Genomic DNA, 18,701 nt, shown 5'->3' on the forward strand with positions numbered 1-18,701 from the left:
CCCGCTCGCCAGAGCGGGGAAAGTGCGGCACAGCCACCGTCTGGCGACGGTAGCTACTAAGCCGGCGATTTACGAGATCTTCCTTGAAAGTGGCGCTGTTCAGATAGTCTCTGTCTGAAAAGTCGCAAAACCCAGTAGCTGCCATCGCGCTGGCGGCGGAAAGCCACGCTCTGGCGAGCGTAGCTACGCGTTTTCAGACGAGCCTAGCCGGACGTTGATCCGCGGATTCACCTTGCCTGCCGATTCACGCTGCCCGTTGCAGGATTCAGCCGTCGGTCGACAATGGGGGATGAACCGCAACCTTCACGCATTCCCGAAATTCCAACGCACCATGTCGGACCTTGCATCCCCCGCCGCCGCATCGCGTTCGTCGGGCGGACCGCGTTCGTCGGGCGGACCACGCGACGGATTGTCACCTGGCAAGATGATTCAAGCCGGTGTGCGATACCACCTGAGGACCTCCGCGGCCGTTGCCGTGGGAGTCGGGATTGCCACCGCGGTGATCGTGGGTGCCCTACTGGTCGGCGATTCGATGCGCGGCAGCCTTCGTGAGCTGACGGTCGAACGGTTGGGCAAGATCGAATCGGTGGTCGCCCCCGGCGGATTCTTCTCCGCCGAACGGGCACCCGAAACGTTGGGCGTCTCGCCGGACCAGTTGGCGACGATCGTGTTGTTTGACCGTGCCGTCCTGGAAACCGCTGGTGAGCAAGGGTTGCGACGCGCCGGAGCGGTCCAGACGATCGGTTGCGACCAATCCTTTTGGGACCTGGATGTTTCCGGAGTTGCCCCGCAGACCTTGCCGGGAGATCAATCGATCGTCCTGACGCAATCCCTGGCCAACGAACTGGGCGTGGTCGTCGGCGATCAGGTCACCGTCCGGTTGCCGGTGGAACAGGCCGTGCCCGCCGACAGCCCGCTCGGTCGCCGCGATGTCCAGACCGAAGGCATCCCACGTCTGGAAGTGGTCGACATCCTGCCGGATCGCGGCTTGGCCCGGTTCTCCTTGGCCCCGTCGCAGGCCACACCGAAGAACGTCTTTCTGTCACGTCAGTTGGTCGCCGACGTTTTGGACCGGTCGGGCCAGGCCAACGTCGCGTTGGCTTCCACAACGATCGATCCGGAAGCGATCGACGTGGACCTATCCGACCTGGGCTTGTCGTTGCAGCGCATCACGCAATCCTTCGACGGGGAAACGATCTTTGACTACTACCAGGTGACCAGCGACCGGCTGCTGATCGATCCCGCCGCGGTGCAAGCGATTCGCGACGCACTGCCCGCCCAGGCGGTGACACCATCGATGACCTACCTGGCCAACGCGATCGAACGGATCAATGAGCAAGGTGAGGTGACGCATTCGGTTCCCTACAGCACCATCACGGCGATCGACTCCTCACCGGAGTTGCCGTTGGATTACGAACTGAACGCGACGGACGAGGAATCACCCGACAAGGAATCACCCGACGCTGCCGAGGGCGGTGCGAGCGGGGCGGTCAAAACAAAGCCGGTACCGGCCGGAACGATTCCGCTGGTGCTGAACTCCTGGGCCGCCGAAAAGCTGGAAGCGAGCGAGGGCACGCCGCTGCGCGTCGCCTACTACGAGCCGGAGGTCGAGAACGGCAAAGAGATCGAACGGTTCTTTGACGCGGTGGTCACGGGCATCGTCCCCCTGACCGAACCGTCGCGTCGCTACTTCCGCAGCAGGCCCGCGGAATTCGATTCGCCACCGACGCGGTACAACGACCCGAATTTGACACCAAGCGTTCCGGGCGTGACCGATCAGGACTCGATCGGTGACTGGGACTTGCCGTTCGAGCTGACGCGAGAGATTTCCAGTGACGACGATGCGTACTGGAACAATCATCGCCTGACGCCAAAAGCTTTCTTACCGCTGGCCGACGGACAACGCCTGTTCGGCAGCCGATTCGGCCAGGTGACCGGGCTGCGAATCGACCCCTCGGTTGCCGGCGACATCGATCAGTTGCGCGAGAAGCTGCGGCAGGCGACACGGCCGCACCTGGACCGGTTGGGATGGCACGTGCGGCCGATCCGGGCGATGCAGCTGGCCGCCTCTCGCGGCACGACGCCGTTTGACGGATTGTTTTTGGCGCTCAGCTTCTTCGTCATTTTTTCGGCCGTGATGTTGATCGCGATGCTGTTTCGTTTGGGCCTGCTGGCGCGAAGTCGCGAAATCGGAACGCTGATGGCGCTGGGACTGGACCGTTCCAAAGTCGCACGCATGTTTTTGGGCGAGGGGCTGTGGATCGCGTTGGCAGGCGTGCTGTTGGGCGTCGGCGGCGGCATCGTGTACGCGGTGTTGGTGCTGGCGGCGCTGCGGACCTACTGGGTGGGCGCCGTGACCGTTCCGTTCCTGACTTTCCACGCCGGATGGCTGAGCCTGGTCGGCGGGGCACTCGTTGGATTGTTGATCGGCATGGGAACACTGTGGTGGACGTTGCGTTCGATGCTGCGCAACCAGACGGTGACGTTGCTGGGCGGGCGTGACGAGTCCGACCAAACCGCGCCGAGCCAGTCGGAACCGGGAACCCGCCGCGGGCGCTGGATCGTCCGCATCGCCATCGTGCTGGTGATCGCGGCGGTGGGATCCGGCATCGCCGGCGCCATGTCGGCCGGTCAGATTGCTGCGGTGGCATTTGTCGGCGGAGGCATGATGATTCTGGTCGCGACGCTGCTGCTGGTTTACAACGCCCTGAGCCGAAGCCGGGGCGCCTTGAGTCGAAGCCGGGGTCGCGGGAAAAACGTTTCGACCTACTCCCTGGCGCGTCTGGCACGCAGCAATGCTGCCCGGTCACCATTGCGAAGCACGTTGACGATCGGGCTGATGGCGGCGGCATCGTTTCTGATTGTCGCCATCACGGCCTTTCGGTTGCAGCCGACCGATGCGGGCACCGGAGGATTTGAATGGGTCGCCGAGTGTGCTCAACCGCTTTACGAGGACCTGTCCGACCCGGCGGTCCGGTCGGGGCTGTTGGGACCCGATGCCGGCCTGGTTGCCGGGGCCACGTTCGTCCCGTTCCGGGTTCGCGCCGGACAGGATGCCAGTTGCAACAACCTGTACCGTGCGACCGAGCCGACGATCCTGGGCGTCCCGCCGGGCTCCGCCGACAAGCTCGACCAGTTTCAGTTTTTCGCAGCCGGGTCACCGGAAACACCGCAACCTCGGGAAGCGCAACAACAGCCCGAAACGCGGCGGGATTCCGGGGCGCCGCCTTCACCGTGGGAACTGCTGAACCGACCGGCCGCCGGGACGGCCGAGGATCCGATTCCGATGATCGTCGATCAAAACACCGCCGCTTGGAGCCTGCAGATGTTCCAGGGGATCGGAGAACAGAAGTCGTTCGTCTATGACAACGTGCCGCTGCATTTTCAGGTCGTGGGTTTGCTCGAGAACTCGCTGCTGCAGGGTCGGCTGATCATCGGCGAAGTCAACTTCGAGCGACAGTTTCCAGACATCAGCGGCTATCGGTACGTGTTGGTCGATACCGGCGAGGACCGATCGCCACGGATCGCCAGCGCGCTCGAGACGCGTCTGGGGGACGTCGGGTTTGACGCGGCCGACGCGCGTGACGTGCTCAGTGGCATGATGGCGGTGCAGAACACGTACCTGAGGACGTTTCAAAGCCTGGGCGGCTTGGGATTGCTGCTGGGGACGGTCGGTCTGGCGATTGCGCAGCTGCGAAACGTGCTGGAACGCCGCAGCGAATTGGCGGTGATGCGGGCGGTCGGATTCACACCCAGACGCTTGGCTTCGCTGGTGATGGGCGAGACGGCGTCGCTGCTGTTGCTGGGAATCGGCTGCGGGGTGACGTGCGCGGTGATTGCGGTGTTGCCCTACGCGGTTGCCAGCGGGATCACGCCGCCGATTGTTGAACCGGTGTTGTTGCTGTTGGGGATCGTCGCGTTCGGGTTGCTGGCCGGGCTGGTGGCCGCCGGCAAGGTCATTCGCATGCCGCTGCTGGAATCGCTGAGGGGCACGTGAGTCAACCATCCCTGGACCACACTGCGCCGGAAATGCAATTGGCGCTGGACGAGGCCATGTTGCTGGCGACAGACGCCGGCGAAATCCCTCCGGGCTTTCGCACCTGGACCTTCGACCTGCCGACGCTGGTGCTGGGGCGATCGTCGAAAGTCGCCTTGGAGGCCGATCGCGATTTTTGCGATTCCGAAGGCATCTCGATCCAACGCCGCTGCAGTGGTGGAGCATCGATTGTCGGCGGCCCCGGTTGTCTGATGTACAGCGTGATCATCTCGATGAACGAGCATCCCCAGGCAGCCAAGATTGACGGCGCGCATCGATTCGTCATGGACCGCCTGTTGTCCGCGGTGCGGCGGCAACAGCCGGACACGCGGCAGCAGGGGATCTGCGATTTGACGTGGAACGAACAAAAATTCTCGGGCAATGCGTTGCGGATGGCCCGGGGACATGTGCTCTATCACGGGACGATTCTGCACGCAGCGGACTTGGCCCTGATTGACCGCTGTTTGAACTTCGCGCCGCGTCAGCCCGACTATCGTCGCGGCCGCGACCACCGGAGTTTTCTGACCAACATTCCACTGGATCCGCAACGATTGGCGGCGGATTTGGCGGACCAATTCGGAGTTCCGGCCGGCGACCTTGCCGGTCCGGTGATTTGCCGGGCCGAATCGCTGGTCGAGCAGCGATACAGCCGGAACGAGTGGCGTTTTCGGCACTAATCAAACAATGTTTTGGTGCCGCCCGTATTGTCGGTCGAGTAAACTACTCGTGTGTGGAATGATGAATTCCCCATCATCCGCCCCGCCGTCCGCGAAACTTCCCCCCTCCATCGCGGTTGAATTATCAGGCCGTCTTCGGCGTTGATCGTGACCCGCTGACGCGGTCCCAGCCCTCTTTGCCTTCATTGCGACACATGATGATCCATCCTCCCCACCACCCAAGTCGACCGGCGCGGTTGCGTCGTGGAGGCGTGTTTGGCGCCTTGGTCGCCTGTCTCCTGGTCGTCGGCGTTCTCGGCGCCATCGGCTACGCCTACTTCCTGGACAAGCGTGAGGGGGTCGACACCAGCAACCTGATCGTGCAGCCGATCTCGCGGGGCTCCTTCGATCACATCGTGCTCGAACAGGGTGAGATCGACAGCAGCAGCAACATCGAGGTCGAGTGCAAGGTCCAATCACGCGGTACCAGCGGCGTGTCCATCCTGTGGGTCGTCGACGAGGGGACCCGCGTCGAAAAAGGTGACAAGCTGGTGGAGTTGGATTCGTCGCAGTTGGAACAGGAGCTGAACGAAGACAAGATCGAAGTCATCACCGCCGAGGCAAACGTGACGACGGCCAAGGCCGCGGTCGAGCAGGCCGAGATCGCCAAGCAGGAGTACCTGGAAGGCGTTTACAAAACCGAAGAGCGGGCGATCCTGAGTGAAATGGCGGTGGCCGAACAGGAATTGCGAAAGGCGCAGCTGGCGTTGGAAAGCACCGAACGACTGGTCGCCAAGGGATTGGTCAACTCGTTGCAGTTGGAAGCCGACCGGTTCGCGGTCGCCAACGCCAAGAACAAATTGGAAGACGCCGAGGGTCGGCTGAAGGTGCTGCAGAACCTGACCCGCAAAAAGATGTTGGTCCAATTTGAAAGTGACATCGAAGCGGCCAAGGCACAGCTGGCAGCCTTCGAAAGCGAACTGCTGGAAGAACGGATCACGCTGGACGAGACCAAAGAGCAAATTGAGAACTGCGTGATGTACGCGCCGGCCGCCGGCGTCGTCGTTCACGCCAACAAGTACAGCAGCCGGGGCGGCAACGCGGAATTCGTCGTGGAAGCCGGGGCGACCGTTCGCGAGCGTCAACCGCTGGTGCGTCTGCCCGACCCCACGCAGATGCAGGTCAAGTGCAATATCAACGAGTCCCGCATCACGCTGATCGAAAGCGGCATGCCGGTCAAGATTTCCGTTCCCTCCATTCCCGGATTGACGCTCAACGGCCGCGTCAAGAAGGTCAACCGCTACGCCGAACCGAGTAGCTTCTTCAGTTCGTCGATCAAGGAGTACGCGGTCTTCATCGATATCCTGAATCCCCCGGAAACGATTCGCACCGGGATGACCGCCGAAGTGCAGGTGTTTGTCGAACAATTGGACAACGCGTTGCAGATGCCGATCCAAGGCGTTTACGAACACGGCGGCAACATGTACGCCCTGGTGCAGGAAGGGCCGCAATCGTTCAGCACCCGTGAAGTCACCATCGGTGCCACCAACGACACCATGGTGACGATCAAGAAGGGTGTCGAAGAAGGCGAAGTCGTCGTCTTGAACCTCCGCGAGCACTTGAACCTGATGGACCTTCCGGAGGTCGAAGGGGTCGACAACAGCGGCATGCGTGAAATTTCCAAGGTCGACGAAATGCGACAGGCCGATGCCCAGCGTGGTCCGCGTGAAGGCGGTCCCGGCGAAGGCCCCGGCGGACCGGACGGACCTCGAGGCGGACCCGGTGGTGGCTGGGACGGTCGCTCCGACGGCGGACCCCCGCCGGACATGCGGGGCGGTGGCGAACGTGCCGGCGGCGAACGTTCCGGTGGTGAATACGGTGGCGGGGAATTCCGCGGCCCCGGCGGCGGACAACGCCGACCCGGCGGTGGACCTCCCGGAAGTCGACGGCCCGGCGGACGCGAAGGCGGTCCGGGACCCGATTCCGCGCCCCAGTCCGACGGAGGTTGAGAAATCAATGTCGGCAACCGACGCCTACCGATCGGCGGAATCCAAGTGGAGCCCCGGTTCGGCGACATCGCCACGCAAGCTGGCCACGTCGATTCAAAATCTGGAAAAGCACTACGTGCTCAAGAGCGAAACGGTCAAAGCCTTGCGTGGCGTGTCCTTTGACGTGCCCGAAGGCGACTACGTGGCGATCATGGGTCCGTCCGGAAGCGGCAAAAGTACCTTGCTGAACATGCTGGGGTGTCTGGACAAGCCGACCCGCGGATCCCTGCTGCTTGGTGACGACGACATCGCCAGGATGTCCGACGACCAGCTGGCGGACATTCGTTCACGGCGGATCGGTTTTGTCTTTCAGTCCTACAATCTGATCCAGCAGCTCAGTGTGGTCGAGAACATTCAGGTGCCGCTGTACTACCAGGGCGTGATCGGCGCAGAGGAAACCGCTCGGTCGATCGAACTGGCCCAGCGGGTCGGCCTCGGCGATCGTCTGGACCACCGCCCCACGCAGCTTTCCGGAGGTCAACAACAGCGTGTGGCGATCGCCCGGTCGTTGATGAATGACCCGTACTTCATCCTTGCGGACGAACCGACCGGAAACCTGGATTCGGTCACCACCGAGGAGATCCTGACCATCTTTGATGACCTCAATGCCGAAGGACGTACCATCATTCTGGTGACCCACGAGGATGACGTGGCCGAGCGTGCCAAGCGGGTTGTCCGCTTGAAGGACGGAAAGTTACACAAGGACGAACCGGTCGATCCGGCCGTTCGTGAAGCGGCCCGAGAGGCGCAGCGACGCAACGTCCAACAAATCTTGCGCGAAGGAGACCGATAGCATGCTCTGGCTTCGCACCTTGCGACTAGGCGTCAAAAGTTTGGCGCTTCACCCGCTCCGTAGCGGGCTGACCATGCTGGGGATCCTGATCGGCGTGTGGGCGGTCATCCTGCTGACCGCGATCAGCCAGGGCGCCAGTGATCAGGTTCAAAAACAGATCGAATCGTTGGGCGCTAACACGATCATTGTTCGCAGCCAAAAGCCGCCGGAAGAGAAATTGGCCGGCGCCCGTGCCAGTCAGTACGGGCTGCTCCGCAGTGACCTGAACATGATCCTGTCCAGCGTGCCGACGATCAAAACCGCGATCCCCATCCGTGAGATCCGTCGTCAATTCACGTTTCGGGATCGCGTCGTCGATGGACGCCTGGTCGGCTGCACGCCGGGATACGCCGAAGTGAACTCGTTGGAGATCCGTCAACGCGGTGGACGGTTCCTGACCGATGCCGATGGAATCCGCAGCGACACCGTGTGCGTGATTTCCGCAGGCGTCGCTAAGAAGCTGTTTCCCTACGAGGATCCCATCGGCAAACGCATCTACATCCCCGAAAGCACCGACTACTACAACATCGTCGGTGTTCTGAAACCGCGCACCCCTTCGGCGGCCATCGGCGGATCACTGGATTCCCAGGATTTTTCCTCCGACGTCTACATCCCGATTGAGACGCTCCAAACGCGTGTCGGTGACACCATCGTGACCCGCCGTAGTGGTCAGTTCCAAGTCGAGATCATGGAGCTGAACCAGATCACCCTGCAAGTCGGAAGCGTCAGTGAAGTGCGGGCCAGCGCCGCGATGATTGAATCGCTTCTCAAACGCAATCACGCCGATACCGGTGACGTCGCCGTGGTGGTTCCGCTGGAACTGCTGGAACAAGCACGCAACTTGCGGCTGATGTTTTTGGGGATCGGGATTCTGATCGCGTGCATCTCGCTGATCGTCGGCGGCATCGGCATCATGAACATCATGTTGGCCAGCGTGACCGAGCGGACGCGAGAAATCGGGATTCGCCGGGCTCTGGGTGCAAAACGCGCCGACATCGTGCAACAGTTCCTGGTGGAGACGCTTGTGCTGAGTGTCTGCGGTGCGGCCCTGGGAATCCTGCTCGGTTTCCTGGGACCCTACATGTACCAGGGTCTGATCTACGTCGTTCGAGAGGGTTTCCCGGACAAATTTGCGGCCCTGCCCGATGCAATCCGCGAAGCCAAGCCGACGATCGTCTATGAAACCATTCCGCTGGCGGTTCTGATTGCCGTCGGCGTCGGTTTGATCAGCGGACTCTATCCGGCCATCCGGGCTGCGAGAATGAATCCGATCGACGCGTTGCGACACGAGTAACCGCCGTCATCACGTGTCGTTGCAGGATTCTTGGCGCAAAGCGCTGACAGCAACGCCAAGTAGCTACACGATTCACTCCACCCTCCCGCCGAGGAGGTCGTGCAGCTTTGAATCACCCTCCCTCCGGGAGGGTCGCGGAGGAGCTTGCGACGACGCGGGGAGGGTTGTCCGGCCCGATTGATTTCAGTGGGTTCACGAACACACCCTCCCCAAAGGCTCGTGCCTCGCCTTTGACCCTCCCGGAGGGAGGGTGAATTTCAGAAACGCACGTCTTCCGCAGGCACGACAAAGCCTCAACGGCGGGGCGTTTGTCGTGCTCGGCGGTAGCGACCATAATGCCGCGGTCGATTTACCCCCTTCCCCCTTTTTTGACGCTCGCTCCTACCATGCGCCGATCTTTGTTGCTGACCGTCTTTGCGATCATTGCCGTGCCCGTCTCCGCCGCGGAGTACCTCAACGGTATCACTTGGCAAGCACCCCCGGTGGTCGATCCAGGACCGACCACTGCCAGCCCGCCGTCGGATGCCACGGTGTTGTTTGACGGGAGCGATCTGTCCGCTTGGAAGAATGGCGAAAACTGGACGGTCAAGGACGGAGTGGCCACCATCGGAAAAGGTCAAATCGTCAGCAAAGAGGAATTTGGGGACTGCCAGGTTCATCTTGAATGGTCGGCCCCGAATCCGCCCAGCGGAGAAGGGCAGGGCCGCGGCAACAGCGGGCTGTTCTTGATGGGCATTTACGAAATCCAGATTCTGGATTCCTACCGGGCCGACACCTATCACGACGGGCAAGCCGGTGCGATCTACAAACAGACGCCACCGATGGTCAATGCGATGCGGGCCCCGGGCGAGTGGAATTCCTACGACATCCTGTGGACGGCACCGCGGTTCGACGAAGACGGATCTCTCAAGTCGCCAGCCTACATCACCGCGTTGCACAACGGCGTCGTCATCCTGAACCACTTCAAATTGCTGGGTGACACCCCGTTCAATCGCCCACCGAAGTACCAACCGCATGGCCCCAAGGGTCCGCTATCCATCCAGGATCACGGCAACCCGGTCCGCTTCCGCAACATTTGGGTGCGGGAGATCAAACCGATCGGTGGTGAACAGACGCGCAAGCCGTTCCTGAAGGACGGCGACAAAGAGACGCCCATCGAGTAGGCCCGAACGCTTCGCCGTTTCCATCCAAGGCCGATCCGCTTCGAAGGACGATCGCGTGCACAGGACGCAACCGCTGGACCAGATCAGCACCGACGACTATTTCGACGTGCTGGCGCGCTGGTTGGATTTGGAGGGCGTCGCGGAGCGGCAGCGGATGGCGCGACGCCGACAACTCCGCGATCGTCGCGATGCCGAGCGCAGCGGCGAAACGATTTTGGGATTGCAATTGCAAGACCATCAAACAGGGCTGGCTGGGCGATTCCTGTTTGACCTGGGGAAGATCGATCGCGGCCCGCTGCCGATGAATCGTCTGAAAGTCGGCTCACCGGTTGTCCTGAGCGATGCGGACGACGCCGGTGACCAGGGCATCCCCGGTGTCGTCAGTCGGCGGAACCAAAACGTCATCCAGGTTGCGACCGAGAAGTGGCCCGATGCCCGCGTGTTTCGATTGGACCTATCACCCGACGAAACCACCCGTCGCCGTCAGTTGGCGGCCATGGCTCGAGCGCGGATGGCCACGGGTCGGCCACGGCAAATGCGGGACCTGCTGCTGGACAAACGTCCGATCCGGACCGGCAAATCGTCCGGCGTCAAGTTTTTGACGTCGCTGAATCTGCCCCAACAGCGGGCGGTGGAGTTTGCTTTGTCCGCGCCCGACGTGGCCATCCTGCACGGGCCGCCGGGCACCGGCAAGACGACGACGTTGGCGGAAGTCGTGTACCAGGCCGTGCAGCGGGGTGAACGCGTGCTGGCCTGCGCGCCCAGCAATACGGCGGTGGACAACCTGTTGGAGCGTCTGGTCGACATGCTGCCCGACGTCCTGCGCGTCGGTCATCCGGCACGCGTGTTCGAATCGTTGCGCGGCCACACGCTGGACGAATTGGTCGACGCTGATCCCTCCTCGGATGTGATCCGTGACATGCGCCGCGAATTGGGGGAGCTGATGCGTTCGGCCTCGCGCTCGGTTCGCGGACGCGACGCCCGCAAACGACGCGGGTTGCTGTACGCCACCGCCGGGGATCTGCGATCGCAAATTCGGGCGTTGGAGCGGCGTGTGATCCGGGGGATCGTCGATTCGGCGTCCGTGATCTGCACGACGACGACCATCGACGACGATCTGCTGGGTGACCAGATGTTTGACCTGGTAGTCATTGATGAAGCCTGTCAATGCACCGAGGCCGGCGTTTGGCAGGCCGTGCTTCGGGCCGAACGGTTGGTGATGGCCGGTGACCACTGCCAGCTGCCTCCAACGGTCCTGTCCGATCAGGCCGCCGCCGAAGGCTTTCGCGATTCCATGATGCACCGGCTGGTCCTGCGCGAAGGCGAATCCGTCTATCGCCGATTAACGGTTCAGTACCGCATGCATCACGCGATCATGGAGTTTTCCTCACGCGAGTTTTACGAGGGAACCTTGATCGCCGATGCATCGGTCGCCACGCATCGCTTATGTGACCTGCCGGAGGTGCAGGCCACTCCGTTGACCGAAACTCCTTTGCTGTTTGTCGATACAGCCGGCTCCGGGATGCAGGAGGAATTGGAGCCGGACGGGGATAGCAAATTCAATCGTGGTGAGGCCAAGGTCATCGTCCAGCTGGCAGAGGAGCTGATCGACGCGGGCGTCAGCCGAGACCAGATCGCGGTGATCGCACCTTACGCCGCCCAAGTCCGCTGGCTGCGCAACCGCCGCGAGCTGCGCGACGTGGAGATCGACACCGTCGACGGATTCCAGGGTCGCGAAAAGGAGGTCGTCCTGATCACACTGACCCGCAGCAACGACCGAGGTGAAATCGGGTTTCTCGGCGATACCCGCCGGACCAACGTCGCGTTGACTCGGGCGCGCCGCAAGCTGATCGTGATCGGTGACAGCGCCACCCTGGGTGGCAACGAGTTTTACGGCCGAATGTTGGATGAATTCGAAACCCGGAACGCCTACCACAGCGTGTTTGAATACGGGGTCGTCTGACGGACAAGCCGATCGCCGACTGAACCTTTTTGGTCCGATCCGCTACATTGAAGATGGCCTTTGCGGCCGTCAAGCCCTTCGAATCCGTCAAGCACCGTGAACGGATCTTTCTTGCCGACGCCATCCTCCTTCCTTGAGCCCGATTCGTGAGCCCTTCCGTCAAGCATTCCGCCGATCTGATCGCCGATTCACTTCGTCACGATCCCCGCATCGCTCAGGCGAAGGAGTTGATTCGCGATGCGTTGCTTGAACACAGCCAACGTTTGGAAATGCGACCAAGCCAGGAATCTCTGCGGGACAGCTTCGCCGATTGGATCGATCGTTTAACGGCGGTCCGGGGCGGCCCACCGATCTGGCCCTACCTCTCCTCGGGTCTGGGGCGAGGACCGTACGTGGAATTGGCCGACGGCAGCGTCAAGCTGGATTTCATTTGCGGAATCGGTGTTCACGGGGCCGGTCACAGCGACCCCGGGATGGTCGAAGCCGCCGTCGATGCCGCCCTGGAAGATACGGTCATGCAGGGCAACCTGCAGCAACATCCGCCCAGCGTGGTGATGATGGAAAAGCTGATTGCGATGGCGCAATCCGGCGGCGCAACGCTGCCGCACTGCTTGCTTTCCACCAGCGGCGCGATGGCCAACGAGAATGCGCTCAAGATCGCCATGCATCACGCCCAGAAAGCGGGACACCATGCCGATCGCGTGATCGCGTTTGACAACGCTTTCGCCGGCCGAACCTTTGCCATGGCCGCTCTGACCGACCGACCCAACTACCGGATGGGATTGCCGCTGACGCTGCCGGTGGACTACCTGCCGTTTCGCGATCCGCACAACCCGCGACGCAGCCAGCGTTGGGCGGTTGATGAACTGCACCGGTTGCTCAAACGCCATCCCGGGCGGTACGCCGCCTTCTGGGCGGAACCGATCGCCGGCGAGGGCGGTTACTATCCGGGCAGCGGCGAATTCTTTACCGCGCTGTGCGAACCGTTGGCCGACGCGGGCATCCCGATCATCTTTGACGAAGTGCAGTCGTTTTCGCGCACCAGCCGTCCTTTCGCGTTTCAGCATTACCAGTTGGATCGTTTTGCGACCATCGTCACGGTTGGCAAGGTCACGCAGGTTTGCGCCACGCTGTACAGCGACCAGGTCAAGCCGACCGGCCCGATCCTCAGCCAAACCTTTACCGGTTCGACCTCCTCGATCGCCACCGGCATCGAAATGTTGAACCGATTGGAGCAAGCCGATTGCTTCGGCGCCGAAGGGCGAAACATGAAGCTTTCCGCTTACTTTGCCCGAAGGTTGGCCGAACTGAGCAAGAAGCACCCGGACCGCATCGGCGGACCGTACGGGGAGGGCATGATGGTTGCTTTCACCCCGGGCGATGGCAGTTTTGACGTCGCCAAGACGCTGATGATGCGGATGTTCGATTTGGGCCTGCTGGGATTCGTTTGCGGCAGCGAGCCGACCCGGATTCGTTTCCTTCCACCTCCGGTGATCACCACCACCGAGCACATCGACCATGCCGTCGCCCTGCTGGAACACGCATTGGACAGCATTTGAGCGGGGACGCATCTGGCGGCGGTGCAGGTGGAATCGCCGAAGACGAACTTTTGGGGAGTAGCTACGCTCGCCAGAGCGTGGCTTTCCGCCGCGATTTGCGGTGCAATGAGCGGCAAGGCGCTAGCCGCCGGTTGAGGCGAGAAAACCCGCGGCTAGCGCCACGCGGCTCACCCAAAGTGGCGCTGTCCAGCTCGCTTCGGGCGACATACGCCAGCCGCGCGGCTTGAGCGGCGATGTCTCGCGGCGGCTTCCTGGTGGTCGAATCTTTCCGTGCGGACGCTTCTATGACACACGCTCGCATCCTGGATCAACTGGCCAACGCTCGGCTGGATCAATTGGACCTGACCGCCCGCAATCGGTTGATCAGCACTTCGCGAAGCTCCGCGCCATCAAGCCGATTGGAAATTGTTAACGAACGGACTTCGGAAGTCTTTCGCTTGCTGGTTGTCCAACGCAAGTCGATGACCTTCGATCCTCGCCGCGCCCCTTCGCGGGCAGCGCCGCTGCCAGGGAACGAACCACCATCCGGGTCGACACCGATCCTGGAGCAACCCCAGGAGGGAGAGCCAGCGGCGCGGCACCAAGACCGGCGACTTCAGACCGATTTGGACAGCGGTCGGCTGCAATCGCAACTGCTGCGTTTGTTTTACGATGCGCGCACCCACCAGCAGGAACACGGCACCAACGTGTTGTACCTTGCGGCCGGTTTCCTGAAGTGGTGCGAATCCGATGACGGCAGTGATCCGCGGTACGCACCCCTGATCTTGATTCCCGTTCAACTGCGGCGGCAAAACGCGGGTTGCCGATTCCGGCTGGAATGTCTGGACGAAGAGGTTTCAACGAACCTGTCGCTGCAGGAGAAGCTCCGCATCGACTTTCAATTGACCCTTCCGGATGTTCCGGACTGGTCGGAGGGCAGCCCCGCGCTCGCGCCGGATGCGTCGCCAACCGAATCGTACTTTGAATCCGTTCGCCGAGCCGTCGCCGGCCGCCGAGGTTGGGAGGTGATTCCCAACGACATGGTGCTGTGGTGCTACTCGTTCTCCAAGTTCTTGATGTACCGGGATCTGGATCCGGACCTCTGGCCGGCCGATCAACCGATCGATCGACACCCTTTGATCCAGGCCCTGTTGGGCGACGGATTCCCCTCCGGCGTGACACTGTTTGACGAGAATGATTCGGTTGATCGGATCGTTTCACCCGCCGAGATGTTTCACGTCCTGGATGCCGACAGCTCCCAGATGCTGGTCATCGAAGAAGCCAAGTGCGGAACCAACCTGGTCGTCCAGGGGCCGCCGGGCACCGGCAAAAGCCAAACGATCGCCAACACGATCGCCTCGGCTGTCCAAGCAGGGAAGCGGATCCTGTTCGTGGCCGAAAAGATGGCGGCGTTGGAAGTCGTCAAACGACGATTGGACGAAATCCGATTGGGGCACCTGTGCCTGGAACTTCACAGCCACAAAGCGAACAAACGCGAAGTGCTGGAAGACTTGGATCGGACGCTCAACACGCGCCCCGTCACGGTCGCGTCGGCGGAGCGGCAAGCGGCTGCGTTGGCAATCGACCGGGATCGATTGAACCGGCACTCCGACGCGATGCACGCACCGATGGCGTCGACCGGACAAACGCCCTTCGACGTGGTCGGCCAACTGGTCCGACTGAACGCCCAGGACGTGGCTGCCAACGCGTTTCATCTAGACTCCGCTGTCCATTGGAATTCGTTCCAGATGCAGCGTAAAAAGCAACTACTGGGTGTCCTGGTCGCCCGCTTGGGCGAGACCGGGCCTCCGCAATGGCACCCCTGGCGTGGTTGCCGCCTGGATGCCGCGCTGCCGTCGGACATCGTTGCGTTGCTGCAAAAGGTCGACGCCGTCGAGCTACCTTTGCGGAAGTTGAATGCCGCGGCCGACGAGCTGCAAAGGCAGTTGGCACTGTCGCGACCGCTGACGTTGAATCAGGCGCATGCGCTGCAGGAAATCGCCCAACGGATGATCGACGCGCCCCCGATGGACCGCCGCGCTGTGTCCCACGACGTCTGGGAAGACGATCCACGGCCGACAATCGAACGGATCCTTGACGCCGGCCGGATCGGATCAGAGCGTTGGCATGACCTGCGCGATCTCGTCACCGGCGAAGCATGGCAGACCGACGTCCGTCAAACTCGGCGAGACCTGAAGACTTACGGACGATCTTGGCTGCGGTGGTTCCGCAGCGACTATCGGCGTGCCGTGTCGACGCTGGACGGGCTGATGACCGACACCGCCCCGAAAGCATTGGACGATTGTTTGGACCTGTTGGACCGGCTGATCGAAGGCCAGGAGGCCCTGGAAACGATGCGGCGGAGTGGCTTGGCGAAGCAAGCCTTCGGGACGTTCTTTCAGGACGTCGACTCGGACTGGGACGCATTGGATGCAATCTCGCGGTGGATCGATTCGTGCCGCCGCGCTGGAGCCGGCCGCGAATTCTTCGGTGCCTTTTCAAGACTGGAGCAAGTCTCGGTGCTGGAGGACCCAAACCGGACCCTTCGGTCCCTGTTCGATCCCGTCCACGATGGATTGCATTCGCTCCGTGAGCAACTGCAATTGGACTTGAAGGTGGCATTCGGTGTCGATCAAATCGCCGACGTTTTGCTGTCGCAGTGGCTGGCGAGATTCGAACAGTGGCGAGATGAGCCCGAAAAGATTTCCGCGTGGATCCGATACCATCACGAACACCAGCGGATTTGCGGAGAAGGATTGGAGGAGTTAGCCGAGCAGGTTCGATCCGGCCAACTTGCCGCCGACGCCGTCGTCGACACGTTCGATCGCGCCTATCACGAGACCCTGCTCCGGGAAGCCTTCGCCGAGTTCCCTGACCTGGCCAGCTTTGACGGAGCGGCCCACGAAAAAGTTCTGGATCGGTTCTGTCGGTTGGACATGGAGCGAATCGAACTGGCCCGAAGGCAAGTGGCGGCAAAGCATCAAACGCAATTGCCCCAGACGACTCATTCCGACGGGATGGATGTGCTGCGTCACGAAATGAATAAAAAGGCTCGGCACCTTCCACTTCGCAATCTGATTGAGGCGGCGGGGAACGAGATTCAATCGATCAAACCGGTTTTCATGATGAGCCCCATGTCGGTGGCCCGCTATCTGGCACCCGGCGCGGCAACTTTCGATCTGCTGCTGATCGACGAAGCCAGTCAGGTTCGGCCGTGCGACGCAATCGGTGCGATCGCGCGCTGCCGACAGATGGTCGTCGTCGGTGATGAAATGCAATTGCCGCCGACGACGTTTTTTCAGAAGAGCGGTGTGGATGATGATTTGGCATTCCCCCAGCAACAGCACGTGTCGGACTTGGAGAGTGTGTTGGGATTGTGTGAGTCCAAGAACATGCCCGCCCGAATGCTGCGCTGGCATTACCGCAGTCACCATCCATCGCTGATCGCTGTTTCCAATCGGGCCTTCTACGACGGGCGATTGTTCGTCGTGCCGACACCGTCGGATCAGCGTCGTGAATCAGGTTTGCAATTCCGATGGGTTCCCGATGCGATCTACGATCGCGGGGGAACCAGCGTCAACGCGATCGAAGCGGCCGCGGTTGCCGACGCCGTGATGGCACACGCCGGCAACCATCCCGATGCGACGTTGGGAGTCGGCGCCTTTTCGGTTTCGCAACGAGACGCGATCCTCCAGCAATTGGAACTGCGCCGCCGACAGCATCCCGAGCTGGAATCTTTCTTTGCCGAAACCGGGCTGGAACCGTTTTTCGTCAAGAACTTGGAAAACATCCAGGGTGATGAACGCGACGTGATCTTCATTTCCGTCGGTTACGGACGCGATGCATCCGGCGAGCTGACCATGAACTTTGGTCCGCTGAACTATGACGGTGGTCATCGCCGATTGAACGTCTTGATCACACGGGCTCGCAAACGCTGCGAAGTCTTTTCATCGATCCAGGGCGACGACATCGACCTGGCGCGGAGCGACGCGAGAGGCGTCCAGGCATTGAAACAGTTCTTAACGTTTGCGCAGCGGGGAACACTGGAAAGCAAATCGAGCCAAGTGGTTGAATTCCGTTCGGAGTTCGAACGACAGGTCGCTTTCGCGCTGCGGGAACGCGGTTTTGTGGTTCGCGGCCCGATCGGCGAAGCGGGATTTGACGTCGATCTGGCGATCGTCGACCCGCAGAACTCCCACCGCTATCTGTTGGGAATCGAGTGTGACGGGCGCAGCTACCACTCAGCCCCGAGCGCCCGAGATCGAGATCGCATTCGAATCCAAGTGCTGCGCGAACGCGGCTGGAAGCTGCACCGGATCTGGAGTCTGGACTGGTTCCGTGATCCGGCCGGAAGTCTCCGCGGTGTGCTCGCCGCGATCGATCAAGCCTCTGCCTGACACGCGTTTCCAACGGTGGCACCTGCGGATCGACCGGGACGCTCGGGCGCCGGATCGCGTTGGCGGGGCGCAGCCGCGGGCGAAACTTTTTTGCGGACAAAAAGCTTGACGGCCCGGAGCGCCTACCGTACTATCTATCTAGCACACTCATTCACTTGAAAGGTTGGACCTCCGACCAGCCCCTCCTTCGGGCTTTGTCGGAAAACGTGCAGCGACGCTTGAAAAAGCGTGGCTTGACGCCGCAAACGCGACGGCAGCGACGGGGTTTCACGACTTTTCAAACAGGGTCTAGAGGCTTTCGCCATGTTCTTTTCGGTCGACGTACAAAGCGATGTCGCGATCTATTTGCAGCTCGTCCGCCAGGTCAAGTTTGCGATCGCCGCGGGCACCCTTCGGCCCGGCCAGTTGCTGCCGAGCGTCCGGGCACTCAGCGGCCAGGTCGCGTTGAACCCCAATACGGTCGCCCGCGCCTTCGGTCAGCTGCAGACCGATGGCGTGGTCGAGTCGCTGCGCGGGCGGGGCATGGTGGTGCGGGAAGAGGCCGTCGCGCTGTGCCGCCAGGAGCGCGAAGCGGTGCTCCGTGAACGTATCGGCGGCGTACTCGGCGAAGCCTGGAATGCCGGGCTCTCCAAAGCCCAAATCAAGACCTTCGTCGACGAACACCTCCGCGCGCTCTGTCAGCAACCGCCCGCCGTCCTGGCCGCCGCGACGGACGCCGAACACCAGGCGGGATCCGACTAGCCGCCGTTTTCGCCCGTCGCGTTGCTTGTACTC

Annotated in this window: 10 protein-coding genes; all 10 read left to right on the top strand. The window is 61.8% G+C overall.

The features are described from left to right. The first annotated feature begins 289 nt into the window (after positions 1–289). The gene (locus tag FYK55_RS26465; protein WP_235909003.1) at positions 290–3,997 is read left to right on the top strand and encodes an FtsX-like permease family protein; all 3,708 of its coding nucleotides are present in this window, start codon (positions 290–292) and stop codon (positions 3,995–3,997) included. Continuing rightward, positions 3,994–4,713: a lipoate--protein ligase family protein gene (locus FYK55_RS26470; RefSeq protein WP_150079652.1), complete on the top strand. Its 720-nt coding sequence runs from the start codon at positions 3,994–3,996 to the stop codon at positions 4,711–4,713. The genes FYK55_RS26465 and FYK55_RS26470 overlap by 4 nt, the downstream gene beginning before the upstream one ends. A 194-nt stretch (positions 4,714–4,907) precedes the next feature. Beyond that, complete coding sequence (locus tag FYK55_RS26475; RefSeq protein ID WP_235909004.1) at positions 4,908–6,701, top strand: efflux RND transporter periplasmic adaptor subunit; 1,794 nt, start codon at positions 4,908–4,910, stop codon at positions 6,699–6,701. Between the two features lie 7 nt (positions 6,702–6,708). Then, the gene (locus FYK55_RS26480; RefSeq protein ID WP_150079654.1) at positions 6,709–7,533 is read left to right on the top strand and encodes an ABC transporter ATP-binding protein; all 825 of its coding nucleotides are present in this window, start codon (positions 6,709–6,711) and stop codon (positions 7,531–7,533) included. A gap of 1 nt (position 7,534) precedes the next feature. Next, positions 7,535–8,866: an ABC transporter permease gene (locus tag FYK55_RS26485; protein WP_150079655.1), complete on the top strand. Its 1,332-nt coding sequence runs from the start codon at positions 7,535–7,537 to the stop codon at positions 8,864–8,866. Between the two features lie 386 nt (positions 8,867–9,252). Beyond that, a complete protein-coding gene (locus FYK55_RS26490; RefSeq protein WP_150079656.1) occupies positions 9,253–10,029 on the top strand; it encodes a 3-keto-disaccharide hydrolase in 777 nt (258 codons plus the stop codon). Between the two features lie 55 nt (positions 10,030–10,084). Next, the gene (locus FYK55_RS26495) at positions 10,085–11,992 is read left to right on the top strand and encodes an AAA domain-containing protein (protein ID WP_235909005.1); all 1,908 of its coding nucleotides are present in this window, start codon (positions 10,085–10,087) and stop codon (positions 11,990–11,992) included. Between the two features lie 146 nt (positions 11,993–12,138). Further along, a complete protein-coding gene (locus tag FYK55_RS26500; RefSeq protein ID WP_201743819.1) occupies positions 12,139–13,551 on the top strand; it encodes an aminotransferase class III-fold pyridoxal phosphate-dependent enzyme in 1,413 nt (470 codons plus the stop codon). Between the two features lie 284 nt (positions 13,552–13,835). Then, a complete protein-coding gene (locus tag FYK55_RS26505) occupies positions 13,836–17,927 on the top strand; it encodes a DUF4011 domain-containing protein (protein ID WP_161604770.1) in 4,092 nt (1,363 codons plus the stop codon). Positions 17,928–18,230: 303 nt separating this feature from the next. Next, a complete protein-coding gene (locus FYK55_RS26510; protein WP_150079658.1) occupies positions 18,231–18,668 on the top strand; it encodes a GntR family transcriptional regulator in 438 nt (145 codons plus the stop codon). Positions 18,669–18,701: the final 33 nt, after the last annotated feature.

Source organism: Roseiconus nitratireducens, assembly GCF_008629675.1.
GTDB classification, from domain to species: domain Bacteria; phylum Planctomycetota; class Planctomycetia; order Pirellulales; family Pirellulaceae; genus Stieleria; species Stieleria nitratireducens.

Bases quoted from the DNA above. Each gene is read 5' to 3' on its own strand.
- FYK55_RS26475 (WP_235909004.1), top strand. From the start codon at position 4,908: ATGATGATCCATCCTCCCCACCACCCAAGTCGACCGGCGCGGTTGCGT.
- FYK55_RS26465 (WP_235909003.1), top strand. From the start codon at position 290: ATGAACCGCAACCTTCACGCATTCCCGAAATTCCAACGCACCATGTCG.
- FYK55_RS26480 (WP_150079654.1), top strand. From the start codon at position 6,709: ATGTCGGCAACCGACGCCTACCGATCGGCGGAATCCAAGTGGAGCCCC.
- FYK55_RS26505 (WP_161604770.1), top strand. From the start codon at position 13,836: ATGACACACGCTCGCATCCTGGATCAACTGGCCAACGCTCGGCTGGAT.
- FYK55_RS26490 (WP_150079656.1), top strand. From the start codon at position 9,253: ATGCGCCGATCTTTGTTGCTGACCGTCTTTGCGATCATTGCCGTGCCC.
- FYK55_RS26510 (WP_150079658.1), top strand. From the start codon at position 18,231: ATGTTCTTTTCGGTCGACGTACAAAGCGATGTCGCGATCTATTTGCAG.
- FYK55_RS26485 (WP_150079655.1), top strand. From the start codon at position 7,535: ATGCTCTGGCTTCGCACCTTGCGACTAGGCGTCAAAAGTTTGGCGCTT.